Origin of the sequence: Nonomuraea sp. AD125B (assembly GCF_041402765.1) — a bacterium.
In the GTDB taxonomy this organism is placed as follows: domain Bacteria; phylum Actinomycetota; class Actinomycetes; order Streptosporangiales; family Streptosporangiaceae; genus Nonomuraea; species Nonomuraea bangladeshensis.
Map to the genome: position 1 here is coordinate 111,621 of NZ_JBGLOU010000017.1, position 20,253 is coordinate 131,873.

The 20,253-nt window shown below is 73.6% G+C and carries 16 protein-coding genes; 4 read left to right on the forward strand and 12 right to left on the reverse strand.

Annotation, left to right across the window (positions count from 1 at the left end; translation table 11 throughout):
• Nucleotides 1-8: 8 nt before the first annotated feature.
• Nucleotides 9-650, reverse strand: coding sequence for a metal-dependent phosphohydrolase (locus tag ACBR40_RS36960; RefSeq protein ID WP_371251716.1), 642 nt, complete (start codon nucleotides 648-650; stop codon nucleotides 9-11).
• A gap of 516 nt (nucleotides 651-1,166) precedes the next feature.
• Between ACBR40_RS36960 and ACBR40_RS36965 the strand changes: the two genes are divergently transcribed.
• Both ACBR40_RS36965 and ACBR40_RS36970 read left to right on the forward strand, forming a co-directional pair.
• Entirely contained in the window at nucleotides 1,167-2,333 is a 1,167-nt protein-coding gene (locus ACBR40_RS36965; RefSeq protein ID WP_371251717.1) for an alpha-hydroxy acid oxidase, read from the forward strand.
• Nucleotides 2,334-2,456: 123 nt separating this feature from the next.
• A complete protein-coding gene (locus tag ACBR40_RS36970; RefSeq protein ID WP_364445043.1) occupies nucleotides 2,457-2,852 on the forward strand; it encodes a hypothetical protein in 396 nt (131 codons plus the stop codon).
• Between the two features lie 8 nt (nucleotides 2,853-2,860).
• On the opposite strand, the gene ACBR40_RS36975 is transcribed toward ACBR40_RS36970, so the two are convergent.
• The 3 genes from ACBR40_RS36975 to ACBR40_RS36985 are packed head-to-tail and all read right to left on the reverse strand — an operon-like array spanning nucleotide 2,861 to nucleotide 8,125.
• Entirely contained in the window at nucleotides 2,861-6,064 is a 3,204-nt protein-coding gene (locus ACBR40_RS36975; RefSeq protein ID WP_371251718.1) for an AAA family ATPase, read from the reverse strand.
• Nucleotides 6,061-7,392, reverse strand: a complete 1,332-nt coding sequence (locus tag ACBR40_RS36980; RefSeq protein WP_371251719.1) for an oxygenase MpaB family protein — start codon at nucleotides 7,390-7,392, stop codon at nucleotides 6,061-6,063. Before ACBR40_RS36980 ends, ACBR40_RS36975 begins: the two co-directional genes overlap by 4 nt.
• A gap of 22 nt (nucleotides 7,393-7,414) precedes the next feature.
• Nucleotides 7,415-8,125 (reverse strand): Crp/Fnr family transcriptional regulator, encoded by a 711-nt coding sequence (locus ACBR40_RS36985; protein ID WP_344218405.1) that lies wholly within the window; start codon nucleotides 8,123-8,125, stop codon nucleotides 7,415-7,417.
• Between the two features lie 188 nt (nucleotides 8,126-8,313).
• Between ACBR40_RS36985 and ACBR40_RS36990 the strand changes: the two genes are divergently transcribed.
• Nucleotides 8,314-8,886: a sigma-70 family RNA polymerase sigma factor gene (locus tag ACBR40_RS36990; protein WP_344218403.1), complete on the forward strand. Its 573-nt coding sequence runs from the start codon at nucleotides 8,314-8,316 to the stop codon at nucleotides 8,884-8,886.
• 17 nt (nucleotides 8,887-8,903) lie between these two features.
• Here ACBR40_RS36990 and ACBR40_RS36995 read toward each other — a convergent pair whose 3' ends face one another.
• The 8 genes from ACBR40_RS36995 to ACBR40_RS37030 form a co-directional block, all read right to left on the reverse strand.
• The gene (locus tag ACBR40_RS36995) at nucleotides 8,904-10,175 is read right to left on the reverse strand and encodes a hypothetical protein (RefSeq protein WP_371251720.1); all 1,272 of its coding nucleotides are present in this window, start codon (nucleotides 10,173-10,175) and stop codon (nucleotides 8,904-8,906) included.
• Between the two features lie 177 nt (nucleotides 10,176-10,352).
• Nucleotides 10,353-11,216 (reverse strand): hypothetical protein, encoded by an 864-nt coding sequence (locus ACBR40_RS37000; RefSeq protein ID WP_371251721.1) that lies wholly within the window; start codon nucleotides 11,214-11,216, stop codon nucleotides 10,353-10,355.
• Nucleotides 11,217-11,323: 107 nt separating this feature from the next.
• Nucleotides 11,324-12,070: an SDR family NAD(P)-dependent oxidoreductase gene (locus tag ACBR40_RS37005; RefSeq protein ID WP_371251722.1), complete on the reverse strand. Its 747-nt coding sequence runs from the start codon at nucleotides 12,068-12,070 to the stop codon at nucleotides 11,324-11,326.
• Between the two features lie 15 nt (nucleotides 12,071-12,085).
• Complete coding sequence (locus tag ACBR40_RS37010) at nucleotides 12,086-13,642, reverse strand: phospholipase D family protein (RefSeq protein ID WP_371251723.1); 1,557 nt, start codon at nucleotides 13,640-13,642, stop codon at nucleotides 12,086-12,088.
• Nucleotides 13,643-13,698: 56 nt separating this feature from the next.
• Entirely contained in the window at nucleotides 13,699-14,649 is a 951-nt protein-coding gene (locus ACBR40_RS37015) for a phosphotransferase enzyme family protein (RefSeq protein WP_371251724.1), read from the reverse strand.
• Entirely contained in the window at nucleotides 14,646-15,203 is a 558-nt protein-coding gene (locus ACBR40_RS37020; RefSeq protein WP_371251725.1) for a hypothetical protein, read from the reverse strand. The genes ACBR40_RS37015 and ACBR40_RS37020 overlap by 4 nt, the downstream gene beginning before the upstream one ends.
• Before the next feature lie 108 nt (nucleotides 15,204-15,311).
• Nucleotides 15,312-16,184 (reverse strand): hypothetical protein, encoded by an 873-nt coding sequence (locus tag ACBR40_RS37025; protein WP_371251726.1) that lies wholly within the window; start codon nucleotides 16,182-16,184, stop codon nucleotides 15,312-15,314.
• Nucleotides 16,181-16,759, reverse strand: coding sequence for an RNA polymerase sigma factor (locus tag ACBR40_RS37030; protein ID WP_371251727.1), 579 nt, complete (start codon nucleotides 16,757-16,759; stop codon nucleotides 16,181-16,183). Before ACBR40_RS37030 ends, ACBR40_RS37025 begins: the two co-directional genes overlap by 4 nt.
• A 143-nt stretch (nucleotides 16,760-16,902) precedes the next feature.
• On the opposite strand from ACBR40_RS37030, the gene ACBR40_RS37035 reads away from it, so the two are divergent.
• Nucleotides 16,903-20,082, forward strand: a complete 3,180-nt coding sequence (locus tag ACBR40_RS37035) for a S8 family serine peptidase (protein WP_371251728.1) — start codon at nucleotides 16,903-16,905, stop codon at nucleotides 20,080-20,082.
• Nucleotides 20,083-20,253 lie beyond the last annotated feature (171 nt).

Consider the following 20,253-nt stretch of genomic DNA (forward strand, 5'->3'; position numbering starts at 1 on the left):
CCCGGCGGTCAGGGGGCGGTGAGTGAGGCGAGCTCGGCGGTCATGTTCGCGCGGGCCCGTTCCTCCCACAACGCCCGGCCGCGGGCGGTCCGGTAGAGGCTGGGGGTGGCCAGCAGGCGGCGCAGGACGTCGGCGCGGCCCAGCCTGAACAGGTCGTCGGGGACGTGGGCGTACTCACGGCGGACGGCGGCCGCGTAGCCGGCGTACCCGTCGGCCGGGCCGCCCAGGACGGCGAGGTCGGCGTCGCACAGGACGGCCCCGTTCGCGTCGCCGTCGGCGAGGGTGTCGTGGGCGGCGGTCAGCCGGACCAGCCTCGCCACCTCGGCGACCACCGCCGGGGCGACGCCGCAGCGCGGAAGCCTGGACTGGGCGAGCTGGGCGCTGCGCTCCTCGTCCCGGCCGGGGTGGCCGTCGTAGACGGCGTCGTGGAACCAGGCGGCCAGGCGGACCGCGTCGGGGTCGGCGGCGTCACCGGCCAGGTCGTCCACGGCGGCGAGCACGGCGGCCAGGTGGGCGCGGTCGTGGTAGCGGCGGTGCGGCTCGGACCAGCGGGCGACGAGCTCGGCGCCGGTGGCGAGGGCGGCGGCCGACGCCCCGGCGAGCCGCACCCACGCCGCCACGAGCCCGCCGTCACTACGGTGATCATTCACGCCCCCACCGTAGACGGCCGAGGTCCCTGGGGAGGCGCGGGGGGTGCCGCAGACGGCCCAGGTCCCTCGGGAGGCGCGGGAGGTGCCGCAGACGACCGGGGTCCCCCGGGAGGTGCGGGGGGTGCCGCAAACGGCCCAGATCCCTCGGGAGGCGCGGGAGGTGCCGCAGACGACCGGGGTCCCCCGGGAGGCGCGGGAGGTGCCGCAAACGGCCCAGATCCCTCGGGAGGCGCGGGAGGTGCCGCAGACGACCGGGGTCCCCCGGGAGGCGCGGGAGGTGCCGCAAACGGCCCAGATCCCTCGGGAGATGCAGAGGGCGCCCGCAGACGACCGGGGCCTCGAGAGATGCAGAGGGCGCCCGCAGACGACCGGGGCCTCGGGAGGTGCGGGGGGCGCGCAGGTGGCGAGGTCCCGATCAAGGTATAGGGGGGGTGTCTCCGGTTTTGGTAGCGTCGGGGTATTGACGGGAGTGCGGAGGAGCGGCGGCGGCTGCCGCGGTGGCGGGAGCTGCGGGAGGTGCTGCCCGGGCGTCCCCGCCTCTCCCGGGCCGGACGGGTGGCCGCGGCGGCGGACGTCGGCGATCTGCGGGAGCTGGCCAGGAGGCGCGCCCCGCGCATGGTGTTCGACTACGTGGACGGCGCCGCCGAGGGCGAGTGGTCGATGGCCAGGTCGGTGGAGGCGTTCCACCGGGTGGAGTTCCGGCCGAGGGTGCTGCGTGACGTGGCCGAGGCGTCGACGGCGGTGGAGGTCCTGGGTCGCAGGATCGCGATGCCGGTGGTGCTCGGCCCGACCGGGTTCACCCGGATGATGCACCGGGCGGGCGAGCGCGCCGTGGCCAGGGCGGCGGAGCGGGCGGGCGTCCCCTACACGCTGTCCACCATGGGCACCACCCCGGCTCCCGCGGTGACGGCGGCGGCCCCCGGCGGCTGGAACTGGTTCCAGCTCTACGTGGTCCGCGACCGCACCCGCACCCTGGACATGCTGGCCGCGGCCCGCGAGGCGGGCATGGACGTGCTGGTCGTCACCGTGGACGTGCCGGTCGCCGGGTCACGGCTGCGCGACGTCAGGCACGGCCTCACGGTGCCGCCGGCCCTGCGCTGGCGCAGCGCGCTGCAGGCGCTGGCCCGCCCCGCGTGGTGGTTCGACTTCCTGACCAGCGAGCCGCTGCGGTTCGCGACGGTGGACGGCGCCCCCGGCGACCTGGCGGGCATCACGAACCTGATGTTCGACCCGTCCGTGACGGTCGCCGACCTGGAGTGGATCCGGTCGGCGTGGCGGGGACCGCTGCTGGTCAAGGGCGTGCAGCGGGTGGACGACGCGAAGGACCTGGCCGACGTGGGCGTGGACGGGCTGGTCGTGTCCAACCACGGCGGCCGGCAGCTCGACCGCTCCCCCACCCCGCTGGAGCTGCTGCCGGAGGTGGTGGACGCCGTCGGCGACCGTACCGAGGTGTTCCTGGACGGCGGCGTGCGCAGCGGCGCGGACGTCGCGGCGGCGGTCGCTCTGGGCGCGCGGGCCTGCTTCGTCGGCCGGGCCTACCTGTACGGCCTGATGGCGGGCGGCGAGCCCGGCGTGACCCGGGTGCTCGACCTGCTGCGCGCCGAGCTCGTACGGACCCTGCAGCTCCTCGGCGCGCCCGGCGTCGAGGGCCTGGACCGCGACCTGGTGCGCCTGCGTCCCTGACCGCCGCCGTTGCCGCGAAAAGCACGCGTATCTGGGCGGCGGTGCCGCCGCTCTGCTCCTTCACACGGGGACCTGGTCCTCACCCGGAGAGGAGAGCATATGGCGACCGGAGAGTTCCAAGTGATGAAAGTGCCGGCGGAGCAGCTGGCCGGTGCCCTTCACGGCCAGGTTGTCGATCCGGGCGCGCAGCCCACGACCGTCGTCAGATGCGGCGAGGGGTGGACCGTGGACGTGAGCTGGGAGGTGTCGGGTGAGCTCATCGACTGGTTGCAGGGCCGATGGCAGCTGGAGATCATCGCCGACTTATTGGGCGGCGGCGAGAGCCGGCATCCCTCGCCGCCCGTGGAATTGACGTTCACCCCGGGGTCGGGCCGATATACCGCCTCGATCCCGATGCGTGGCCAGCTCGCCCCCGGAACCTATGACCTCGTGGTCAACCTCACCACCATGACCGCCGCCGGCACCGCGGGGGCGCTCGGCGGCTTCGTGGTGCTCAGCAAGATCATGGTGAAGGAGTGACGGCGGAGTCAGCGAAGACGGCGGTCCAGGAGCAGCGCGCCCCGTCCGGCCAGCAGCGAGGAGCACCACCGGCGCAGGTCGGCCGGTCTGGGCCCGCTCACCTGGCCGCCGTCCAGCAGGTCGGCCCAGTCCAGCAGCGACTCGGCGAGCATGAGCGGCACCTCACGCCGCTCGTGCACCTCGGCGGCGGCCTCGAAGTGCTCGGCCGCCCGCCGCGGCTCGCCCATGATCACGGACAGATGGGCCAGGTAGTGGTGGCCGCAGTGGTGGGCCACCGTCGAGTGCCCGAACGTGTCGCCCTCGCCGGACAGCGCGTCGTAGAGCCGCGCGGCCAGGTCGGGACGGCCGAGCCGGCCGGCGGCCACGGTCAGGTTGTCGAGCGCGGGGCGGTGCGCCATGTTGCGCGGCGGGACCGCGCCCCCGTCGGCGAGGATGCGCTCCAGCAGCGGCCCGGCCTCCTCGTCGTCCAGCTCGCTCAGATAGCGCAGCACCGCGTGCACGGGGTCCGCGCGGGGCGCCTGGGCGGCGCGGCGCAGCCGGTCGCGCAGCTCCCACAGCCGGCCCTGGAGCCGGCGGATCTCGGCGATCTGCTCGGCGTAGATGGCCACGGCCTCCAGACGGCGGCCGATCTGCGAGCCGAGCCGCAGCGCCGCCTCTGCCTCGGCCTCGGCCTGCGCCAGGTCGCCCTGCATGAGGGTCAGCCCGGCCCTGGAGTAGCCGACCAGCCAGTGCAGGTGCGGCTGCGCCAGCCGGTGGGCCAGCTCCTCGGCACGGTCGAGCAGGGTGGCGGCGCGGGCGGCGTCTCCGCTGTCGAGGACCGGCGGGGTGCGCTGGACGTAGGCGTGGAACAGCGCGAGGTCGTCGCCGGTGCGGCGGGCCGCCTCCAGCATCTCGTCGCCGTCGCGGTGGCGCTGGTGCAGCGGGTCGGCCGGGATGATGGTGAGGCTGCGCAGGCCCAGCACCAGCGCGAGGGTGCGCGGGTCGCCCGACTTGCGGGCCAGCGCCACCGCCTCGTCGCTGAGCGCGAAGCGCCGCTCCCCGTCGGGGGCCCAGATCAGCTCGGCGGCCAGGTTGGCGGCCAGCAGCGCGCGGGTGCTGACGTCGGTCGAGTCGACCTGCCTGCGCGCCTCCTCCAGCAGCGCGATGCGCTGCCGGTCGAGGGCGGCGTTGATGCCGGAGAAGGCGACGCCGCCGAGCGCCGCGGTGACGACGAGGTCGCCGCGGCCGCACTCCAGCGCGAGGTCGGCGGCCTGGCCGAGGGTGGCCCGCGCCTCCGGGTGCCCGGCCAGCCACATCGCCCGCCCGCAGCCGACCAGCAGCTCGGCGCGGCGCTCCGGGGACGTGCCCGGGGTGTCGTCGAGCAGGTCGAGCACCCGGCGGTACCAGGTGACGGCCTCGTCGTGGGCGAGGCCCTTCAGCGCGTGCCCGGCGGCGAGGACCCCGGCCTCGGCCGCCGCGCTCACCCTGGCCGGGTCGCGGCCGTGCTCGGCGGCGGCCATCAGGTGCCGCGCCACGACGTACGGGCGCGTCTCCATGGCCCGCGGATCGGCCTGGCACAGCGCGTCGGCGACCTTGCCGTGCAGCAGCCCGGCGCGCGGCGGCGAGAGCGTGGCGTAGAGGGCGTTCCTGGTCAGCTCGTGCGGGAAGCTGCACGCGCCGCGGGCGGACATGGCGACCAGGCCGGCGCCCAGCGCCTCCTCGGCCGCCGCGACGAAGCGGGCCTCGTCCAGGCCGAGGGCGGCGCGCAGCTCTGCCGACTCCATGTGCTCGCCCACGGCCAGCATGCTGACCAGGTCGCGGGCGTCGGTGTGGAGCTGCGCCAGGCGGGCCCGCACCATGCGGGTGACGGAGTCGGGCACGCCGAGCGCGTCGAGCTCCTTGCCGGCGGTCAGCTCGCGGGCCATCTCGCTGACGAGGAAGGCGTTGCCGCCGGTGACGCGGTGCAGCAACTCGGCGTCGGCGCCGGGGCGCACCTCGGCCAGCACGCCGGCGACCTCCTCCAGGCCGAACGAGGCGACCTGCAGCACGCGGCCGTCGGCGGTCAGCTTGAGCAGCTCGGGCATGGCCGTCTCGACCGGCGCCGGGCGGGAGGTGGCCAGGATGAGCAGCGGCAGGGCGTCGGCATCGTACATGAGGGCGTTGAGCATCTGCAGCGATTCCAGCGTCGCCCACTGCAGGTCGTCGATGACGAGCAGCACCGGGCGCACGGTGGTGAGCCGTTCGATCAGGGTGCGCGCGGCGGCCATCAGGTGGTAGCGCTCGGAGACCGGCTCGGTGGCGGGCGGCACCTCCAGCGACAGCGGCGGCGCGGCGAGCGACGGCGCCAGCCGGACGAGCTGGCCGCACTGCTGGTCGATCCCGGCCCGCAGCAGCAGCGCGGGCGAGGTGCGGGCCAGCCGCTCGACGGCTCCGGCGATCGGCTCGTACGCCTGCCGCGCCGGATCGGTGCACCGCCCGGCCAGCACGGTGAACTGCCGTTTGAGCGCCTGCCGCGCCGCCATCGAGGCCAGCCGGGTCTTGCCCACCCCCGGCTCGCCCTGGAGGATCACCAGCCCGCTGCCGAACTCGGCCGCCGCGAGCTCGGACTCCAGCGCCCGCAGCTCCTCGCCCCGGCCGACGAAGGTCAGCTCCCGCTCGCCGGACAGCCAGGTCGGCAGCGCGCCGCTCTGGTGGTGGTCGGCGTTCTGCCAGTGCAGCTCGTAGGTGTGCATCGGCTCGCGCAGGCCCTTGCCGGACATCCGGCCGAGGTCCTTGAACTCGTGCCGGCTGCGGCCCTGGGCCAGGCGGCGCACCAGGTCGGTGCAGAGCACCTGGCCGCCTTCGGCGATCGCGACCAGCCGCGCCGCCTCCACCGTGGGCAGCCCGGACACGTCGTCATGGCCCCAGCAGACGTCGCCGGCGGCGAGCGCCGCCTTGATGGAGATCTTCTCCATGGCGCGCTCGTTCTCGTCGGCGACCGCCTGCTCGACGGCGATGATCGCGTCGAGGCCGGCGGTCGCCGACTCGAAGACGGCCATGAGGCCGTCGCCGAGGCTCTTGGTGAAGGTGGCGCCGTTGGCCTGCGCCACCGAGCCGAGGAGCCGGCGGAGGCGGCGGAAGACGTCGTTGGCGCGTTCCTCGCCCAGCCTGACGCGCAGCGCGGTCGAGCTCACCACGTCGGTGAACAGGATCGTCGCCGTGGTGAGGGTGCCTGGTTCGTGCGGGACACTCACGCGCGCAGCCCCTTTCGCCCCTGCGCGGGCGCTCGTTCGGTCTTGCGCACACTTCTGCGGACAGTCTTGCGGACATTCTTACGGACGGCGCGCCGGATCTCACGTGATTTGACCGCGGTCTTCGTCTGCCTGATCCGCCAGGCGCCGGCCAGCTCGGGCGGGATGCGGAAGGCGGCCTGCCCGTCGGAGTGGCGGTCGACCAGGGCGACCACGAGGTGCCGGCCCACCCTGCGCACCAGCCCGCGCACCACGCGGTCGACCGCGCGGCCCAGCCACGGCCGCCGGTGCGCCGCCTTGGCCAGGGCGAACAGCGCGGTGAACCACCACGCGGGCGGCGGCACCTCCAGCAGCTCGGGCACCCGGTCGGCGCCGTGACGGGCGTCGCGGAAGACCCAGTGCACCAGGCTGCGCGGCAGCTTGCGCCAGCCGAGGTGCATGAACTCCTCCATCTCGGCCAGCAGCATGGACATGAGCAGCCGGCCCTCGGGGCTGGACTCGTACAGGCGGCCCATGCGCTCGCTCACCGGGGCGATGTCGTCGAGGGTGAGCGGCCGGTCGCGGCACGCCTCCACGCCCATGAGATGGCCGAAGACGCTCCACGTGTAGAGGTGGGCCTCGCGCTGCTCGTCGGTCAGCGTGACGCCCATCGTCTCCAGCGCCTCCCAGGTGACCACCGTGAAGTCGAACAGGGTGGCCAGCAGCAGCTCCTGGTTGACGGGCGGGCCGAACCGCTCGGTGTCCCAGTGGTCGCCATAGCGCTCGTCGACCAGGGCGCGCACGAACGCGTGCAGGATGCGCAGCCCGAACGCCGTGGTGTGGCCGGGGCCGCCGGGCAGCAGGCTGTCGGTGGCCTTGAGCCCCATGACGTCCACCAGCATCTGCCCGGTCTCGGCGACGCGGCGGGTGAGGCCGTGCGTGGCGAGCTGCGAGACCCCGGCCAGCACGCGGGCGCTGGAGACCTCGACGTACGCCATCGGCAGGCACTTGCAGAACAATGCGGCCGACTGGTAGAGCCCGTAGTCGGCGAACACCGCCTGGCCCTTGGCCAGCAGCTCGGCGTCGCGGCCCCATTCGGGCAGGTCGGCGGCGAAGTCGAGGGCGTCGAAGATCTCGGAGGCGGGCGGCGCGCCCGAGGGCTGCCTGGCCTCCTTCTTGGCCTCCCCCAGCTCCTTGACCACGGCCTTCACCAGCTCCAGCGGGCCGAGGCCGTCGTCGCGCTCCTTGAGGTGGCGGGCGACGACCTCGTCCATCTCGGGGTCGGCCATCTGCCTGAGCTGCCGGAACCTCTCCTCCGGCCAGCGATCGTGGGCATCCTCGCGTCGGTTCATGGTCCCCGTACTCCAGATTCGGTCAGAGGCCGCCCCGCCTGCGCAGTGCGGCGACGTCCAGCAGCGTGATCGTGCGGCCCTCGATGGCGATGAGCCCCCGTGACACGAGCGACTGCAGCGCCCGGTTGACCGCCGGCCTGGTCGCGCCGATGAGCGCGGCCAGGTCCGACTGCGTCAGGCCGGGCAGGTCCACCACGGCGTCCGCCGTGCCGTGCTTGCCGGCGAGCTCCAGCAGGAGCTTGGCCAGCCGGCCGCCGAGGTCGAGGAAGGCCAGGTCGGCCGCCTGCCCGGTGAGCCGGCGGACGAGGTGGCCGAGCAGGTGCAGGAACTCGTCCGCCAGCGCGGGATGCTCGCGCATCAGCTCCAGCAGCCGCGCCCTGGGCAGCGCGAACACCCATGAGGGGCGCACGGTGACGATCGACGCCGAGCGCGGCGAGCCGTCGAGCAGCGCCAGCTCGCCGAAGGTGTCGCCCCTGCTCAGCATGTTGAGCACGATCTCGTCGCCGTGCTCGGTGGTGAACACCACCTTGACCAGGCCGTCCAGCATCGCGTAGAGGGACTCCCCCGGGTCCCCCTGGTGGAAGATGATCTGCCCCGACCGGTAGCGGCGGGCCAGCCCGGCCCGCAGCGCGCTCCTGACGCCGTCCTCTCCGAGTACGCGGAACAACGGGATCTCCGCCAGCGCGGCGGCGAGCTGCTGACCGTCCCGCGAGGGCCCGCTGAACCCGTTCATGCCAGAACTCTAGGCCGCAATCGGCGGCCCGGCAGTAACCGGTAAGCGATCTCTTCCACGTCGCGAATGTGACGAGGAACACATCCGGACTGTCACAAGCGCGACAGACGCCGCGGATCTTCAGGCGGACCGTGGGAGGGCCGGTCGGAAGAGGCCCCCCGAGTAGCCGTGCCGGCGAGGAGTGGAACATGCAGTTGGAGACCGTCGACCGCCTCGACACGGGCGCTCTGGTGGCGGCCGCGCAGCAGGGCGACGCCGGCGCCTGGGAACGGCTGGTCGAGGAGTTCACGCCGATGCTGAAGGCGCGCATCCGCCGCTTCAGGCTCGGCCACGAGGACGCCCAGGACGTGCTGCAGACGACCTGGCTGCTGGCCTGGCAGAACCTCAAGAGCGTCGCCGACGGCCAGCGCATGGCCGGCTGGCTGGCCACGATCGCCTTCCGCGAGTGCCTCAAGCTGACCAAGAGGACGCGCGAGATCTGCACCCCCGACCTCGACACGGTCGGCAGCACCGACGACGTGGACAGGGAGCTGGCCAGGATCTGGCTCGCCGGGACCCTCGAAGAGCTGGTCGAGGGGCTGCCGGACGCACAGCGGGTGCTGTTCAGGGCGCTCACGGAGACCTCCGAGCCGCATTACGTGGACGTGGCGCGCAGGCTGGGCAGGCCGGTCGGGAGCATCGGGCCCACCCGTGCCCGCTGTTTCGCGAAGCTGCGCGGGATGCTCCAGGCCCGCGAGATCACCAGGGACTTCCTCGATTGATCCACCCGGCCGCTCATCTACGTGGCGCTCCGGTCGAACGGGATCGCCTCCAGGAACGGCTCGAGGTCGAAGGTGGCCATCTCGAAGGCGTCGGGGTCGCTCTCGGCCGGGTAGCGGTAGAGCCTGCGCCGGATGCCGGGCAGGCCGGGGTCGCGGTCGAACATCTCGCCGATCGCGTCGGGCACCAGGCCGCGCCGCATCTCCTCGGCGAGGCCGTCGGCGATCCTCTGGTCGAAGGGCACCCGGTAGAGGGCGGCCACCGTCTGGTAGACGCGGAAATAGCTGACGATGAAGCGCATGCGGTCGGGGTAGGACACCCAGTTCGTCACCCCGGCCGTGGACGCCTCGCGGTCCTCGGTGATGAACTCCTCGGCGAGCTTGCGCACCCGTTCGTCCTGGATCGGCGCCCACGCCCGGTCCAGGTCGACGCCTTCGGGGGCGGTCAGCGGGCGGCCCACCCTGATGTCGCTGAGCGGGGTGCGCACGGCGAACAGGTGGCGGGTGTAGAGCCCCGCCCACAGCTCCTCCAGCCTGCGGGTCAGCCAGGGCTGGTCCTCGTGGCGGGCGGAGTAGAGGGGGAAGGGGGCGTACGGGCGGCGGGTCACGAGCGCGCGCAGCGAGCGCCACGATCCCCGGGTCAGCCACCGGACCGGCCGGTAGAGCACCAGCTCCAGGGCCTTCTGCGCGCGTTTCTGCTCGTACGCCGACAGCGCGACGTTGGCGCCGAACATCAGCTCGGCGCGTACCTCGGGGTCGCTCGCCTCCCGGGCCTCCAGCAGGAGCTGGGCGGCGTCGCGCAGGTAGCGCGGGTCGGCCGGCTCCAGCAGCGCGGCCAGGAACTCCGGCGGCGACGGCGTCAGCTCGGACTCGGGGCTGACCTTGAGAAACCCGTCGGGGGTGTCGTCCCGCCAGAGGTTGACGGCGAGGCTGGCGGTCTCCAGGAAGATCGCCCGGTTGGCCAGCGCGAGGCCGAGTTGATAGCTGGGGCCGAGCAGGGTGAGCAGCGTGGCGCGGAAGAGGCGGCGCAGGCGGCGCGGCACCCGCAGGCGGCGCCCGAAGTCCTCGATGAAGGGGGAGTCGGGCGTGAGGTCGAGGCTCTCGCCCACCGCCTTGGAGGTCCAGGTGGCGTAGCAGTACCAGTTGTTGCACGCCTGGCCGAGATATTCGGAAAGGTCCCCCGCGAGCCGGTGGTAGGCGTAGGCGATGACCATCGCCTCGAGCGCCGGGCTCCTGTCCTGGTAGGCGGCGATGCGGAGCACGTCGTCCGCGGTCATCCGGGTCTCGGGCATGGGGGGTGTCTCCCGTTCGCTGGTCCCTCGCCTCGAAGAGTTCAGAGCGTCCCCGAGGGCGTCAGATACAGCCCGGCGGCCGGTTTGACTCCCCGTGGCCACCGGGGGCGTCGAGCGTAAAAGGGGCCGCTTGCGAAGTTCTTGCAGCTTGATCAGCGCCGGGTGAACCCCTGCGGCTCAGAGGGCCAGGGTCTGGCCGGCCTCGATGGCCTCGCGGACGCTGCGCGCCAGCGTCTCCTCCAGCGCGTCGCCGTGCGCGGTCAGCGCGGCCATGCCCTCGGCGTCGTCGGTGGCGGCCAGCAGCGCGCGGTACTTGTGGTTGTTGTCCAGCGCCTCGCGGGCGCGCAGGGCGGCGTCGGCCTCCTGGACGCGGCGGGCGTACCGCTCCAGGCCCTCGACGCGGGCGGTGACGGCGGCCAGGGAGCGGTCGAGCGCCTCCTGCTGCGGGTCGAGCACGGCCCGCAGCTCGTCGGTGACCAGGCCGTGGCGGGCGGTGTCCTGCTCGTGCTGGAGCTCGTGCTGGACGCGCAGCAGGCGGGCGATCTCCCAGACCTGCCGGGGCAGCAGCACCTCGTTGGCCACGACGTCGAGCAGGTGGCGGCGCATGGCCTCTGACCGCTGGGCGATGTTGACGGCGCGGCGGGCACGTTCCAGCAGGGCGCGGCCCGGCGGGGAGAGCTCGGCGACGGCCACGAACCGCTCGCGCAGCGGCGAGGAACGGGGGTCGCGGCCCAGCCGGGGGATGTGGCAGTCGAGCACGGCGAGCCGTTGCTCGGCGCTCAGCTCGGGGTCGAGCACCAGGTCGACGGTGCGCCGTACGTGCTCGCGCTCGCGGTCCAGCCGCAGCGCCTCCTCCTGGCTGAGGGCGCGGTGGCGGAGCACGTCGTGGGCCACGACGAAGCCGCACAGGATGATGGGGGCGAGCAGCACCACGATGACCGCGGCGATCGGGCCTAACTCGACAAAGAGGGTGAAACCGGTCAGCAGGACCCCGACGGACGCGACGAGCGACGCCAGCGCCCAACCCCATCCTCTGGCCACGCCGTCCCCTCCGAAGCGAGTACCCGCAGTGCCCTGGATGCCACAATAGCCGCCACTTCCGACAATCCGCGGCGATACCGCGCCTTCTCGGGGCCGCCGGAAGGCCGTCAGCGGAGGTAGGAGGCCCCGTTCAGGTCGAGCACCGCGCCGCTCGCCCACTCGGCCTGCGGCGAGGCCAGGAAGACGACGGCCGCCGCGACCTCCTCCGCCCGCGCCACCCGCCCGAACGGGCTCTGCGCCCGGATGGCGTCGCCGCGCGGCGCCTTGAGATGCTCGTTGGTCATGTCGGTCTCCACGAATCCCGGCGCCACCGAGGCGACCGCGATCCCGTGCGGCGCGAGCGCGACGGCCAGCGACTGCCCGAGCGCGTTGAGCCCCGCCTTGGCGGCGCCGTACGCCGGGCCGTCGGGCTCGCCGCGGTAGGCCCCGCGCGAGGAGACGTTGACGATGCGGCCGCCGGCGGGCATGTGGCGGATCGCGCAATAGGTGACGTCGGCCGCCCCCAGCAGGTTGACCGCGAGGGTGCGCCGCCAGGCGTCCTGCCACTCCTCGTACGACACCTCGGTCACGGGATGGTGGAAGAAGACCCCGGCGTTGTTGACCAGCACGTCGATGCGCCCGAGCGCGCCGGCGGCGGCGTCCACCATGTCGCGGACCCCGGCCGGATCGGCGAGGTCGGCCCGGACGACGGCGTGCCCGTCCCCGGGCAGCTCCTCCAGCAGCCCGTGCGCCTCCGCCGCCGAGTCGCGATGATGGACCGCCACCCGGTCGCCCTGCCCGGCGAAGGCCGCCGCGACGGCCCGCCCGATCCCCCGCGACGCGCCGGTCACGAGCACTCCACGTCCGCTGCTCACCCGCCGCACCCTAGCTCAGAACCGGCCGGACCGCCGCAGGTCGGCCGGCCGCCCGTCCGGGTCCACCGCGAACCGGTAGAGGGGCATGGCCAGCGCCTTCTGCAGCCTCGACAGCGTGGGCGCCGGGTGCGGGCGCAGCCGCCCCGGCGGGCGCGGCCCCTCCTCGCCGCCCCGGTGCCACGCCTCCAGCCGGGACGCGGCCCGCTCGAACGCCGCGAAGGCGGCCGCCGGGTCGCACAGCTCGTCCCGCTCACCGTCCGGCAGGTCCAGGTGCTCGGCCATGAGGGTCAGCCGCAGGTCGCGGGCGAAGCGCAGCGCGCCGTAGGGCGGGCGCGGGTCCTCCCGCTCGTCCAGCACCGCGCAGCTCAGCTCCGAGTCGTACGTCCACGAGCGCAGGTTCACGTTGTCGGAGCCGATCGTGGCCCACACGTCGTCCACCACGCAGACCTTGGCGTGCACGTAGATCGGGGTGCCCTGGTGGTTCTCCAGGTCGTAGACGGCGACCCGGTCGCCGCCTGCGGCCCGCAGCCGGGCCAGGGCGTCCGCGCGGCCGATCAGGCTGGCGGGGCCGGCCAGCAGGCCGTCCTGGTCGGGGTGGCGCGGCACGACGACGATCATGCGCAGGTCCTGCTCGCGCTCCAGCGCCTCCGCGAACGGCTCGATGACGTCCGTGGACCACAGGTACTGGTCCTCCAGGTAGACGATGGAGCGGGCGCGGGCGAGCACCTTGCGGTAGGCGCGGGCGATGCTGCGCTCGCCGTCCGGCGCGAACGGGTAGCGGTCGTGCCGGGCCGGATACGTACGCAACAACTGCACGGCGTGCCGGCCCGCCGGCGGCGGTGGCGGGCCCGGCTTCGGCAGCGGCGGGGCGTCGTCCAGCCGGCCGACGTGGTCGCGCAGGCGGCGCAGCGGGTCGCGGGTCTCGGGGGCGGGGTCCTCCCAGCGTTCGCAGAAGACCGTCTCCACCTCGGCGACGGCCGGCCCGTGGATGGCGACCTGGACGTCGTGCCAGGGCGGGCGGGGGCCGTACACGGAGGGCATGGGACAGCTCTGCGGGTCCCCCAGGTGGTCGGCGTCGTCGCGGCGGCTGTGGCACAGGTCGATGCCGCCGACGAAGGCGACGTCCCTGGTCGGGTCATCGTCGTGGCGCAGGATGACGAACTTCTGGTGGTGCGCGCCGCCCGGCTTGGTCCGCGTGTCCAGCAGCGCCTGGCCGCCGGAGTCCTCGATCTCCTTGCCGAGCCTGCGGTTCTCGGCCGAGCTGAAGCGCAGCAGGTCCATGTGGGAGCGCCAGATGAGGCCGCGTACGAGGGCGCCGCGCCGGGCGGCCGCGGCCATGGCCTCGCTCACGGTCGGCCCGCCGGCGGTCAGGCGCTCGTCGGGGTCGCCGCGCCAGTCGGCGAACAGCAGCAGGTCGTCCTTGCCGAGCTGCTCCAGACAGGACCGCAGCTCGGCGAAGTAGGTGGCTCCGTGGACGAGCGGGCGTACGTCGTTGCCGGTCGTCCACGGGCCGAGCTTGGTCGCGCCGTTGCCGCGTTCCTCCTCGGTCAGGAACCAGTCCTCGATCCGCATTCCGTACCGGTTACCCATTTGGGGGTCAAAATGTGTTCCTGTACGTCCGCGCCTGGTCAAGGCGCGGGAACGTCTGCTCGCGCGCACTCCTCGGCCAGGCGCTCGACCCTGGCCCTGGTGAGGGGACGGGCGAGCATCGCCCGCAACCGCGCCCCGGCCCGGGTCCGGTTCTCCTCGCTCTCCTCCGGGCTCATGGCCCGCCGGGCGTAGAACTCCAGCAGATGCCCCTGCTCGGCGATCGCCATCGAGAAGTCGGCCGGCTCCGTGACCCGGCCGGGACCGCCCGCCTCCCGGTACGCCCGGTACGCCGGCGTCGCGGCCCCGTCGGGCAGATCGGCGAGCACCTTCGCCAGCTCCCAGGCCGGGCTCGCCGGGCCGCAGTTCTCCCAGTCCAGCACCACGATGCCGCCGTCGTGCGCGGCCCGGCGGATGTTGTCGGGGGTGATGTCACGGTGACAGGTGACGACGGCGGCCGGGTCGGGCGGCACGATCAGCTCGTCCAGCGCGACCAGCTCGCCCACCGACTCCCGTAACGCCTCCCGCCACCCTCCTTTCGAACCGGCCGCGGCGTCCGCCAGGGCCTCCCAGCCGGCGCGCCCGACCGGCTCGGCGAACCAGGCCGCCACCGGCCCCGCCGCCGGATGCCCGATGCGATGCAGCCCGGCCGTGACGGCCCCCAGCTCGGCCGCCGTGACCTGCGCCCCCTCCACGAGATCCACCCACTCGTAGACCCGCCACCGCCCCCCGGCCACCACGTCCCCACTCCCGGTCAGAACGGGCCGCGGCAACCGTACCCCCGCCTCCGCCGCCGCGATCTGGAACGCCACATCCGCCCGGGCGTCCTCCTCGCGCACGGGCACGAGCAGTTCCTTGACCGCCCAGGAGCCACGCCGCGTGTCCAGCCGCCAGATACGTCCCAGCTCGCCACGCGCGGCGTACACGGCGGCCCCGACCGGCTCCCCCAGCCCGTACGCGGCCGCCACCGCCTCCACCGGCACCCCGCTCACGCGAGACTCCCGGCGCCCTTCGCCCGCCGCCTCCGCCGGTACTCCCGCTTCATCCACCGCCGAGGCTCCAGCACGTCCTCGCACTCCCGCATCCCCGGCATGAGCCCCACGGTGGTCCGATCCAGGGAGCCCTCGCCGTGCCACCGCACCTGAGCGAGGAGATGGTCCCGTAATCCGGCGGAGTGGGCGTACCCGTACCGCCGATACCGCTCAAGCAGCCGCTCCACCGCCCGCTCCGCCCCGTCACCCCGCCCCGTCACGGGCTCCTCGTCACCGGGGAGCGGCGGCGGCAAGCGCCGTACGTCGAGCCGATGCCCCCACACCCCGAACCCGGCCCGCACCCGCCCCTCACAACTCCCCCGGACGATCAGGTATCCCTCGCCCAGCTCCCCCAGGACGAAGTCGTCACCCACCAACGTCCACAGCAGCCGCTCAAGCGCCCGCCGCCCCTTGCCGGGGAACACCCGCACCAGCAGGTGCTCCGGCCCGTAGAACCCGTTCACCCCGCAGAAACGCCACGGCTCGCCCCGCCACGGCCACTCATCCTCGTCCACGAAGTCGGATCCTGACCGGCGGGCGACCACCTCGCAACCACTTTCCACGACAAGGGCCGCTGCCCGGCGCCCGTACGGGCAACGGCCCTCCTGAGTCAGCTCGCGTGTCTAGGAGGTCGGGCAGTTCTGGCCGCGGCGGCCTCCTGGCTCCTGCGGCTCGGACCCCTCGTACACGGTCAGGGTCGCCTTGCCCGGCTCCCTCATGGAGCCGCCCTCCACCAGCCACGAGTCCGGCACCGACTGCTTCGTCCCGCCGGACACGGGGTCCAGGTCCTCGAAGCTCTGGATGGTCACGCCACGCTCCTGCAGCATGCCGCGCACCTCGGCCACGGTCCGGCCGATGTAGGGCACGCAGTGCAGCGGCTCGCCCAGACTGTCGATCGCGGTGACGTTCTCGAACGGCTCGCCGGGCCGGGCCTCGCGCCCGAGGGTGATGTCGGCGGGCCCCTGGAAGTTCTCCGGGATCTTCACCCCGATGGGGCAGCCGCCCATCTTGTCGCAGGTCCCCGGCTGCTCGATGGTCTTGATCTCGTCGAGGTAGCGGCCCTCGGTGGGCGAGGTGGGGAAGATGGAGCCCACCCCCGACGGCGTCGAGGGGATGACCCTGAGGGTCACGTTCAGCCCGGCGTCACGGAGCTGCGCCTGATAGGTGCCGGCGTCGGCGTACAGGTCCTTGATCTCGATGACGTAGTACCCGTCCTCCTTCTTGATGTCCAGCGCCGCGGCCGTCCCGGGTCCGAGGCCGAGCCCGGCGGGCAGGAGCCAGCCCAGAGCGAGGAACGCGGCGGCCAGCACGGCCACGCCCGGCACCGCGGCGCGCAGGATCAACGGTCGGCGCGTGCGCCGCCCTGCCGGCGCGACGGCCCCGGACGCGGGTTCGGCGGCCATGATGTCGCGCATGAGCCCGTGGACCGCCTCGGTCATGCCGGGCCCGTCACCGGGAGACAGGTGGGCGACCACGCGGTCCACGCTGTTCTTCATGATTTTCCCTCCGCGAGTGCGACGGCGCGCAGGCCGTAGGTGGTCAGGTCGAGGTCGGCGGCCGCCAGTTCCCTGGCAAGCCGCTTGCGGGCGCGGTGCAGGCGCAGGCGCGCCGCTCCGCGTGAGCAGCCGAGCACCTTGGCGATCTCGGCGCTGTCCAGCCCTTCCCAGCCGACCAGGGCGAGCAGTTCCCGGTCGTCGGGCGTCAGGCGTCCGAACGCCTCGCGGGCGGCCTCGTCGTAACGGTCGGCCGCCGGCCTGGACCAGGTGGACAGTTCCTCGCGCAGCCGGGCGGCCAGCGCCGATCGGCGTTCCTCGGCGCGGAAGTGGTTGGCGAGGACCCGCCGGGCGACGGCGTACAGCCACAGCCGGGCCTCGTTCCCCGCGGGAACGTCGTCCAGCCGGCGCCAGGCGGTCGTGAACGTCTCGGCGATCACGTCGGCGATGTCGTCAGTGGAATCGGTACGTCGCGCGACATAGGCGGCGATGGCGGGATAGTGCGCCAGGTAGAGCTGCTCGAAGCGTTGCTCCGGCGCCGGGGGCCCGATGTCGCCTTCTCTCCGTTGTTTGGACACAACTCAGCAGATGTCCGGCTTAGCAGCCCTGTTTCACGATGAAGACCATTTTCCGAGAGGCCCAGCTTTCACGGGAATCCGGGTAACACCCCGCCTGGTCCGGACATTTGCCCATGCGTTGCCGCTCAACCGAAAGGAAACGCATGAGGTTAGGCAGAAGCCTGGTGGCCGCCGTCCTGGCCGTGACGGCCGGCGTCACGGCCGCCCCCGCACCCGCCGCCGCGACGCCAGGACCCGCGAGGCGAGAAGGCGCGACGACCCGGCCGACCGGCACCGTGACGCTGATCACCGGCGACCGCGTCGTCGTCACCGCCGCCGGGCACCGGGTGGAGCCGGGAGCGGGCAGGCGGGTGCACTACAGCAGCCAGTACCGCGACGGCCGTCTGCACGTCTACCCGTCCGACGCCCTTCCGCTGGTGGCCAGAGGTGTTCTGGACGAGCGGCTGTTCGACGTCACACAGCTCCTGGCCTGGGGGTACGGCGACGCGAAGCGCAGCGACATCCCGCTGATCACGCGCTCGGCCGAGGACGATGTGCCCGCGCTCCGGAGCGCCCGCCAGGACCGGCGGCTGTCCTCCCTCGGCATGTCCGCCGTGGAGGTGCCCAAGACGAGCGCCGCCGAGACCTGGAAGGGCATCACGGACGGCGTCCGGACCCTGGCCGCCGGCCGGACGAAGATCTGGCTGGACGGCCACCGCTCCTTCACCCTCGACCGGAGCGTCAAGCAGATCGGCGCCACCGAGGCGTGGAAGCAGGGCCTCACCGGTGAGGGCGTCACGGTCGCCGTGCTCGACAGCGGCTACGACCCTGCGCACCCCGACCTGAAGGACGTCGTCACGCAGGCCCGCGACTTCACCGGTCGCGACGACGTCCGCGACAGGAACGGGCACGGTACGCACGTCGCCTCGATCGTCGCGGGAGCGGGCGAGAAACAGCGCGGCGTGGCGCCCGGCGCGAAACTCGCCATCGGCAAGATCGGCGACTTCCTGATGCAGGAGTCCGACGTCATCGCCGGCATGGAGTGGGCCGCGGCCGAGGTCAAGGCCAAGGTCATCAACATGAGCATCGGCGGTCCGGACACGGACGACGTGGACCCGGTCGAGCAGGCGGTCGACACGCTGTCGGAGCGTACCGGCGCGCTCTTCGTCGTGGGCGCGGGCAACGACGCCACGCCCGGTTCGGTCCTGAGCCCCGGCAGCGCCGACGCCGCCCTCACGGTCGGCGCCGTCGGCCGGGACGACAAGGTGGCCGATTTCTCCAGCAGGGGCCCCCGCCTCGCCGACCACGCCGTCAAGCCGGACCTCACCGCTCCCGGCGTCGCCATCAGGGCCGCCAACGCCGGCGGCGGCGCCGACGCCCCGTACGTCGCCATGAGCGGCACCTCGATGGCCACGCCCCACGTGGCGGGAGCCGCCGCGATCCTCGCCCAGCGCCATCCCGACTGGAGCGGACAGCGTCTCAAGGCGGCCCTCATCGGCAGCGCCGCCCCCAACGGGAGCGCCACCGTCTACGAGGAGGGCGCCGGGCGCGTGGACGTGGCCCGCGCGGTCTCCCAGCCGGTGGCCGCGACGACCGGCAACGTCTGGGCCTCCTTCCCCTGGGACGGCGCCGGCGAGCGCGTGGCGGCCAGGACGCTCACGTACGCCAACTCCGGCGACACCCCGCTCACCCTGGACCTCGCCGCGGACGGCGAGGTGCTGGAGCTGGGGGCCGAGCGGCTGGAGGTGCCCGCCAAGGGCGAGGCGTCGGTCGAGCTGACGATCCGCGCGGAGGGCAAGGCGCCCGGGGACTATCCCGGCATCGTCACCGCCAGGTCGGGCGACACCGTCGTGCGCACGCTCGCGGGCGCGTCCGTGGCGGCCGAGACCCACACCCTGACCGTCAGGACCATCGAGAGGAACGGCCAGACGCCCCGCTCCGCCATGGGATACCTCTACCAGCTCAAGACCGGCACCCAGAGGACGCTCTCGTTCGACGACCAGGGCGTCGCACGCGTACGGGTGCCCGAGGGCGAGTGGAACCTCTACGTCAACGTGTACGACTCAGACCATTCCACGACCGCGCACCGGCCCGTGACCATCGACGGCGCGGACCAGGAAGTGACGGTGGACGCGCGCCAGGGCAAGGAGATCACGTTCACGGTGGACGAGCCGACCGCCGTCCAGGACGGCAGCGAGCAGATCACCGTGGCCAACGGCTGGTTCGGCCAGGGCTGGTCCAGCTTCGGCGACGATGTCTACGCCCTCCCGGTGCGCCAGCCCGGCCTGACGTACCTGGCCGGGAGCACCTGGCACCAGAAGGACGCCGCGCCGAGCCCGTACCGCTACGACCTGGTCGCCCACCACACCGGCGGGATTCCGGACGATCTGTCGTACGCGGCGCGCACGCGTGACCTGGTGAAGGTGAGCGCGACGTACCGGGCGCCCGGCGCGCCCGGCGCGGCCTACGTGATGGTGGGGCCGGTGCTCCCCGGCGGGTCCTGGGAGGGGGGCGCCTGGCTGTCGGAGAGCCCGGAAGTGGATCTGCCGTCCACCATGACGCACTACCGCACTCCCGGCTTCGCCTGGGCGACGGACATCATGACGGGCACCCACTGGGTGTCCGGCGTGAGTCAGGTGCTCGGCCGGCGGCCCGTCACCGAGCTGTGGAACGCCGCCGTGACCGGCCCCGCTCTCGGCACGTCCGCGGGCAGCCGCGACGGCGACTGGCTGAACTTCAACATCGACGGCCTCCTCGCCGACGGGCGGGCCGGGCTGACGGGCGGCGACTACGACATGACTGGCAGCATCACCCTGGCCCGCGGCGCGGAGAAACTGGCCGAGACCGATCTGGCGACCTGCGAGCCCGCGTACACGGAAAGTTGCCGGCTGGACGTCCGCCTGCCCGCCGAGCCGGCGACCTACACGCTGACCGCGTCGGCGCGGCGGCCGTCGGCGCTGTCCACCAAGGTCGAGTCGGCCTGGACGTTCCGGTCGGAGCGGACGGCCCAGCCCCGGCCGCTGCCCCTGACCGCCGTCCGCTACGCCCCCGAGGGCCTGGACGACCACAACCGCGCCAAGATCGGGTCCACGACCGTCATCCCGGTGAGCCTCCACCGCAACCCCGGCGCCTCCGCACCCCGCGCCACCTCCATCACGGTCGAGGCCTCCTTCGACGACGGGGCGCGCTGGTGGCCGGTCCGGCTGACCCGCGCCGGCTCCGGATGGACGGCCCGGGTCGCGAACCCGGATGCCCCCGGGTTCGTCTCCCTGCGCGCCAAGGTCACGGACGCGGCGGGTGACCGCGTGACCCAGACCATCACCCGGGCGTACGCCATCGGGTGACGCTTCCGCACTCCGGCGGCGCGGGCGCGACGTGGCTACGGCCGGAGTGCGCGCGCGCCGCCGACGGCCTGCCCGACCCGCTCACCTGTCGCCCGGGCCGGCTTTTTCCATCCGTTCCCAGGTCCTCCAAGCGCGCCAAGCGAATCATGAGCGCGACCGCTCAGGCTGTCT

Bases quoted from the DNA above. Each gene is read 5' to 3' on its own strand.
- ACBR40_RS36990 (WP_344218403.1), top strand. From the start codon at position 8,314: ATGCAGTTGGAGACCGTCGACCGCCTCGACACGGGCGCTCTGGTGGCG.
- ACBR40_RS37010 (WP_371251723.1), bottom strand. From the start codon at position 13,642: ATGCGGATCGAGGACTGGTTCCTGACCGAGGAGGAACGCGGCAACGGC.
- ACBR40_RS36980 (WP_371251719.1), bottom strand. From the start codon at position 7,392: ATGAACCGACGCGAGGATGCCCACGATCGCTGGCCGGAGGAGAGGTTC.
- ACBR40_RS36985 (WP_344218405.1), bottom strand. From the start codon at position 8,125: ATGAACGGGTTCAGCGGGCCCTCGCGGGACGGTCAGCAGCTCGCCGCC.
- ACBR40_RS36970 (WP_364445043.1), top strand. From the start codon at position 2,457: ATGAAAGTGCCGGCGGAGCAGCTGGCCGGTGCCCTTCACGGCCAGGTT.
- ACBR40_RS37035 (WP_371251728.1), top strand. From the start codon at position 16,903: ATGAGGTTAGGCAGAAGCCTGGTGGCCGCCGTCCTGGCCGTGACGGCC.
- ACBR40_RS36995 (WP_371251720.1), bottom strand. From the start codon at position 10,175: ATGCCCGAGACCCGGATGACCGCGGACGACGTGCTCCGCATCGCCGCC.
- ACBR40_RS37025 (WP_371251726.1), bottom strand. From the start codon at position 16,184: ATGAAGAACAGCGTGGACCGCGTGGTCGCCCACCTGTCTCCCGGTGAC.